Below are 6361 nucleotides of genomic sequence, written 5' to 3'. Positions count from 1 at the left end.
GTTGCGGCATGATGGGCCACAAGGTGCCGCCGACGGCGCAACCGCCATTGTTGCCGCCAGCCAAGCCACGCATCGGGCTGGCGCTGGGTGGCGGAGCCGCCAAGGGCTTCGCGCACATCGGCGTCATCAAGATGCTCGAAGCCAGCGGCATCCATCCTGACGTCGTGTCCGGTACCAGTGCGGGCAGCGTGGTAGGTGCGCTCTATGCCAGCGGCATGGATGCCTTCCAGTTGCAGGAACAAGCGTTCGCGCTGGACGAGTCCAAGATCCGCGATGTGCGCCTGTTCGCCGGTGGCCTGGTGCAAGGACAGAAACTGCAGGATTACATCAACCAGCTGGTCGCCAATCAGCCGATGGACAAGCTCAAGCTGCCTTTCGCAGCCGTGTCCACCGACCTGGAAACCGGACAGCGCGTGGTCTTCGTGCGCGGCAATACCGGTCAGGCGGTGCGTGCGTCGAGCAGTATTCCGGGCGTATTCGAACCGGCCGTTATCGGCAGCCATCGCTATGTCGATGGCGGCGTGACCAGTCCGGTACCGGTCGATGCGGCGCGCCAGCTCGGCGCCGATATCGTCATCGCGGTGGATATCTCCACCAAGGCCGCCGACAGCAAGCCCGATGGCATGCTGGGCACCATCGGCCAGTCGATCAACATCATGGGCCAGAAGCTCGGCGAACAGGAACTGGCGCGCGCCGACGTCGTGATCCGACCCAAAGTGGGCGGCATCGGCGCGGCGGCATTCGAGCAGAAGGATCGCGCCATCCTCGAAGGCGAACGTGCGGCGCTTGCAGCCATCCCGGCCATCCGCGCGAAGATCGCCGAGCGCGAAGCGGCGGCGCAACACGCAGCAGCGATTAACCGTACGCCTTAGAACCGCACGCCTTAGGACACGTTTCATACCGGGGATTATCGGGATAGCGCCGATGAACGACGTCTCGCGCGGCGTTGCGCAAATTTTTGCGTTGGATCGATGCAAACCAAACTGCTAGCGTTGCGGCTCCGTTCAGCCAATCGACGAGACCGACCGCGTATGCGCTCTCCCATCCCCTTGCTTGTTCCACTGCTGTTTGCCCTGGCACCGGCGGCGTATGCCGCACTGGATAGCGCCGCCGCCGATCCCCGTATCAAGGATCTACTCACTGAACTGGGCAAGGCCCAGCGTATCGATCAAGTCGAGCTGTCGCCGGACGGCCACCGACTGGCTTGGGTGCGCCGCCACGATGGCCACAACGCGATCGAGCTGGCTGATGCCGCCGGCAAGAATGTGCACGAAGTTGCGCTGGGCAACGATTGCGACGGCAGCGCGCTGGCTTGGTCGCCCAGTTCGGCGGAGCTGGCTTTTATCGCCGACTGCAAAGGCAAGGGCGATGCGGCTGCGCACGACAAGAACCTGTCGGTACTCAACGTGGACACCGCGGGCGCCGCGCCGCGCAAGCTCGCCGCATTGAACGGTTATGCGCACGCGCTGGAATGGTCGAGCGACGGCAAGCGACTGGCCTTCCTGTATGTGGAAGGCTCCAACCGGCGCGCCAGCGCCACCGCAGCGGCCGCGCCGTCGCTGGGCGAGATCGGTGTCGACGGCGTGGTTTCGCAGCGTATCGCCACGGTGGCCGAGCAGGGTGGCGCCATCGAACAAGTCTCGCCTGAATCGCTGCATGTCTATGAATACAGTTGGTCGCCGGATGGCAGGCGTTTCGCCTACACCGCTGCGCCCCCGCCGGGTGACAATAACTGGTGGGTCTCCAATCTCTATACGCAGGAGACCCGCGCAGGTATCGAGCCGATCGTCGTGGTCACCCCGAGCGATGTCAGCGGTTCGACGCTTGGTCTGCAGATGGCTGTGCCGCGTTTCTCGCCGGACGGCAGCCGCATCGCCTTCATCGGAGGTTTGATGAGCGACCAGGGCGCCACCGGCGGCGACATCTACAGCGTGGCGACCGATGCCCATGCGAAGCCCATCAACCTCACCGCGGGCACCCATGTCACACCGGTATGGCTGAGCTGGACGGGCGCCGACCAGCTGCTGGTCTCGCAGATCAGCAACGGCCAGAGCCAGGTTGCCAGTTATGCCGTATCGACCGATGCCGCCAAACTGACGCACACCTACTTCAACCTGCCGGCAAGCATCACCAGTGGCGACTTGGCGATGTCGCTGTCGCTTAGCCGCGATGGCAAGCAGCTGGCATTTGTGCAAAGTGACTACGCTCACGCGCCTGAAGTGCATGCCGGCGCGTTGTCCGATCGGGCGCCGCAGGCAGTCACCGCCGTCAACGTTGCGCTCAAGCCGAGCTGGGGCAAGGCCGAGTCGGTGGAATGGAACAACGAAGGCTTCCATGTGCAAGGCTGGTTGCTGTATCCGGCCAACTACGATCCGTCCAAGTCGTATCCGATGATCGTTACCGTGCACGGCGGTCCGTCCAGTGCCGTCACGCCGCGCTGGCCGGGTGTGGGCTTCGGCGGCGTGCCATTCTCGGCATTGGGTTATTTCGTTTTCATGCCCAACCCCCGCGGTAGCTATGGTCAGGGTGAGGCGTACACGCAGGCCAACCGCAAGGATTTCGGTTATGGCGACCTGCGCGACGTGCTGGCCGGCGTCGATGCGATCGAGAAAAAATTGCCGGTCGACGACAAGCGTCTGGGCCTGACCGGCTGGAGCTACGGTGGCTTCATGACCATGTTCTCAGTCACTCAGACCCAGCGTTTCCACGCCGCGGTGGCCGGTGCGGGCATCTCCAACTGGCAGAGCTACTACGGCCAGAACCTGATCGATCAATGGATGATTCCGTTCTTCGGTGCGTCGGTCTACGACAATCCGCAGGTCTACGCCAAGAGTTCGGCGATCAACTTCATCAAGCAGGTCAAGACGCCCACGCTGATCGTCGTCGGCGAGCGCGATGCCGAATGTCCGGCGCCGCAGTCGTTCGAGTTCTGGCATGCATTGCGCGCGCAGCATGTGCCGACCTCGCTGGTGGTGTACGAGGGCGAGGGCCACGGCTTCGTCAAGCCGGAGCATCAGCGCGATGTGCTGCAACGTTCTTTGAACTGGTTCGGCAAGTACCTGCCGGCTAACTGACAGCAGGCTTGCGTTTCGCAAAGCCGCGTTGCGCTTCATGCGCAGCGCGGCTTTTTTTGTCTGTATTGCGGAATATTTTGCGTACCGCGCGAGCCGTTACATTCGTTGACATTTTGGACGTCCAAACCGTTTGGACGTCCAAATTCACACGCCGGTTCACTGTTTCGGAAGCTGCTACTCAGATATGTCGCGCATGCATGCGCAAAGTACTGGACGCTGACATAAAGGCGCGAGCAAGATCGCCTGCCCTCGCGGGCCGCCAGTCAGGCGCAACGCGTTGCCAATGAAACCTTCACGTCGTTCGCATCGAACGGCTGCGGTTTCTTGCGCCTCGCCATCGGGAGACATCCCGATAGAAAGAGGAGGTCGAACAAAACGAACGGTCGTGTAGAGAAGAATCACAGGGGGATTCGTCTATTTCTTGGCATTATCTTTCAGGAGAGAAAGTCATGAGAAACGAGCTTGTGATCGGCGTATCGATCGCCCTGGCCGTGGCCGCGCCAGGCTTCAGTCTTGCCGGCGAGACCGCCAACGCGGCCTTGTCGGGTATCGACACCGTCGAAGCGCCGCGTGTGACGGCCACCGTCGACAACGGCACAGTCACTGCACTGAGCAACACACATCTGAAGTTGGCAACGCAAACCCCGCCGGTGGAAAGTGTGGCCGATTCGCTGCCGATGAATCATTTGCAGCTGGTACTCAAGCGCAGCGCGCTACGCGAAAAGGCGCTGGCAAAGTTGATCGCCGACCAGCACGATCCATCGTCGAAGAAGTTCCACCAATGGTTGACCCCTGCACAGTTCGGGCAGACATTCGGCGTCAGCGATGCCGACATCGCCGCCGCGTCGTCCTGGCTCAAATCACAGGGCTTCACCGTCAACGGTGTCTACCCCAACAAGATGCAGATCGACTTCAGCGGTAACGCAGGTGCGATCAAGCGCGCTTTCCACACGCAGGAGAACCGTTACACCGTGGCTGGGCAATCGCATATCGCCAATGCCAGCGACATCAGCGTGCCCACTGCGCTCAGTGGCGTGGTGGCCGGCGTAGCGGGCCTTAACGATATTCATCCCGAACCGCAGCATATCGCCCCGCAGGTCGGTTCCTTCGATGCGGCCAAGAAGATGTTTACCGTGGCGCAACAGGGCGGCAAAGTCGATTTCGCCAAATCGTCGCTGGCTGCCCTCGGTCCGGACGCGGTGCCGTTCAGCACCGGTATCCGCGGCTTCGCACCTTATGACATGGCGAAAATCTACGGCGCAGACAAGTTGCAAAGTGCCGGCATCACCGGCAAGGGCATCACCATTGCGGTGGTCGACGTGGAATCGATGGTACCGGATGACTGGACCAACTTCGTCCAGCAATTCAATCTCGGCAGCTACGGCGGCACCTTTGCACAAGTCCAGCCGCAGGCCGATGGCTTCGCTAATTGCGTCGATCCGAATATCGCAGCCCCGAATTCGGATTTCACCGAGACCGTGCTCGACGCCGAATGGGCGACCGCCATCGCACCGGGCGCGAACATCGTGGTTGCCACCTGCGATAGCAGCAACAGCAACAACTTCTTCGGTGGCGTCTTTACTGCGGCGACCAACCTGATCAACGGTACGGATCGTCCCAATATCATCAGTGCGAGCTACGGTTTCGGCGAAGGTTCGACCGATACGGCGAGCAAAGCGGCTATCGATCTGATGTGGGCACAGGCCGATGCCGAAGGGATTTCGGTGTTCGTCTCCAGTGGCGACTCTGGCGCGAACCCCAGCTTCAACGGCAACGTCATCCACGGCGCGGGCATCGATGCCAATTCGCTGGGCACCTCGCCGAATGTCACCGCCGTAGGCGGTACGGATACGGCCGATGTGCTCGATGGCACCACCAAGAAATACTTCAGCCCAAGCTTCAACGATGTGTATGGCTCGGCGTTGTCGTATGTGCCGGAGATTCCCTGGAACCAGTCCTGCGGCAACGACGTAGCCGCCAAATCGCTCGGCTTCAGCGACGCGATCAGCTTCTGCAAGGAGGCATTGATCTTCGATCCCTTGAGCATCTACACCACCTCCGAAGGCGGTAGCGGCGGTCCATCGTCGGTAGATGCGAAACCCGCATGGCAACGCCTGGTGTTCGGTGCGGCCAAGGACCAGTCACGCGATTTGCCCGATGTATCCCTGTTTGCCGGCTCGTACGGTGCGCACTCGGCCGTCATTCTGTGTACCGCTGCTGCGCCTTGTGTGCCGGGTTTCACCAGCCCCGTGGTACTCGAAGGCGGCACGTCGCTCTCGGCACCGATGTTCGCCGGCATTCAGGCGCTGATCGACCAGGGCCTGTCTGAGGCCGGGCTGCCGGCAAGCCAGGGCAACGCCGCACCGACACTCTACACCTTGGCCGCGCAGGAGTACGGTGGCCCGAGTGGACAGGCACCGGCGACGTTGGACGCATGCAGTGCGGATAACGGTGCCAAGGGCACCGGCAAATGCGTCTTTCACAACATCGTGCGAGGTGGCATTTCCACGCAGTGTTATCAGCTCGATGGAGCGGCCGTACCGACATCCGATTGCTATTTCTACGAGAGCAACCCGCAGTTCCTGCTAGGTCCTGGCCAGCTCGGCCTGATGTCGCTCGACCCGAGCAAGAAGTTCAGCAGCAAGACCGAAGCCTTCGCGGCGCAACCAGGTTGGAGCTTCGCCGCCGGCCTGGGCTCGGTCGATGCAGCCAACCTGCTCAAGGCATGGAAGTCCTTTGCGGGTGTGAAGTAAATGTCTGACCCTCCCCGGCGAACGCGTTTCGCCGGGGAGGGTCACATCGGCTGCAACCGGTCGATAGATCGAAAAGTTCAGGGAACGGGCGCCGGGGACTGTGCGAATTCGACGCCCACGACGTGTCCATTGGTCGAGTTGAAACATAGGTTGACGGCCCGGTTTTCTTCATAGGCCTTGGTCAGCATGGCGTCAAGCTTGGAACTGTTATCCGGCTTTACGATCGCGGCCACCCAGACGAAATCGCCGACGACTCTATAACTGGAAACATTGTAGGTGCCCAGTTCGTTGAGGTAGTACAGACCGGTCATGCGATCGAGCGTGCGGTTTTCGCGGTAGGAATAACCGGCGCCCTTGAGATCGCAATTGTTCTGCACGGTGTAATCCACCGAGGCGCGGGAGTTCCGGGTTTCGGCGGCAGAAACGGGGGAAGCCAAGGCGCTGGCTATACACGCAAAGACAAACAGTTTTGCTTTCATGGGACATTCCTTTGTCACAGTTCGGATGACCAGGGCGGAAAGCGGCCTGGCCGTT

General features: G+C 61.3%; 4 protein-coding genes. 3 read left to right on the top strand and 1 reads right to left on the bottom strand.

Annotation, left to right across the window (positions count from 1 at the left end; all coding sequences use genetic code 11):
• The 3 genes from VIM98_RS15425 to VIM98_RS15415 all read left to right on the top strand — a co-directional run.
• Positions 1 to 872 (top strand): patatin-like phospholipase family protein (locus VIM98_RS15425; protein WP_414650228.1); only part of this gene is annotated, 872 nt, incomplete at its 5' end.
• A 159-nt stretch (positions 873 to 1031) separates the two neighbouring features.
• Positions 1032 to 3074: a S9 family peptidase gene (locus tag VIM98_RS15420; RefSeq protein ID WP_331993995.1), complete on the top strand. Its 2043-nt coding sequence runs from the start codon at positions 1032 to 1034 to the stop codon at positions 3072 to 3074.
• A 449-nt stretch (positions 3075 to 3523) separates the two neighbouring features.
• Positions 3524 to 5827, top strand: coding sequence for a S53 family peptidase (locus VIM98_RS15415; RefSeq protein WP_331993994.1), 2304 nt, complete (start codon positions 3524 to 3526; stop codon positions 5825 to 5827).
• A gap of 77 nt (positions 5828 to 5904) precedes the next feature.
• Here VIM98_RS15415 and VIM98_RS15410 read toward each other — a convergent pair.
• A partial coding sequence (locus VIM98_RS15410; protein ID WP_331993993.1) for a hypothetical protein occupies positions 5905 to 6361 on the bottom strand: 457 nt, incomplete at its 5' end.

The organism is Dyella sp. (assembly GCF_036568765.1).
Classification (GTDB): domain Bacteria; phylum Pseudomonadota; class Gammaproteobacteria; order Xanthomonadales; family Rhodanobacteraceae; genus GSA-30.
This window is presented reverse-complemented; position numbering and strand designations above follow the sequence as displayed.

Coding starts and splice junctions, on each gene's coding strand:
- VIM98_RS15420 (WP_331993995.1), top strand. CDS start 1,032: ATGCGCTCTCCCATCCCCTTGCTTGTTCCACTGCTGTTTGCCCTGGCA.
- VIM98_RS15415 (WP_331993994.1), top strand. CDS start 3,524: ATGAGAAACGAGCTTGTGATCGGCGTATCGATCGCCCTGGCCGTGGCC.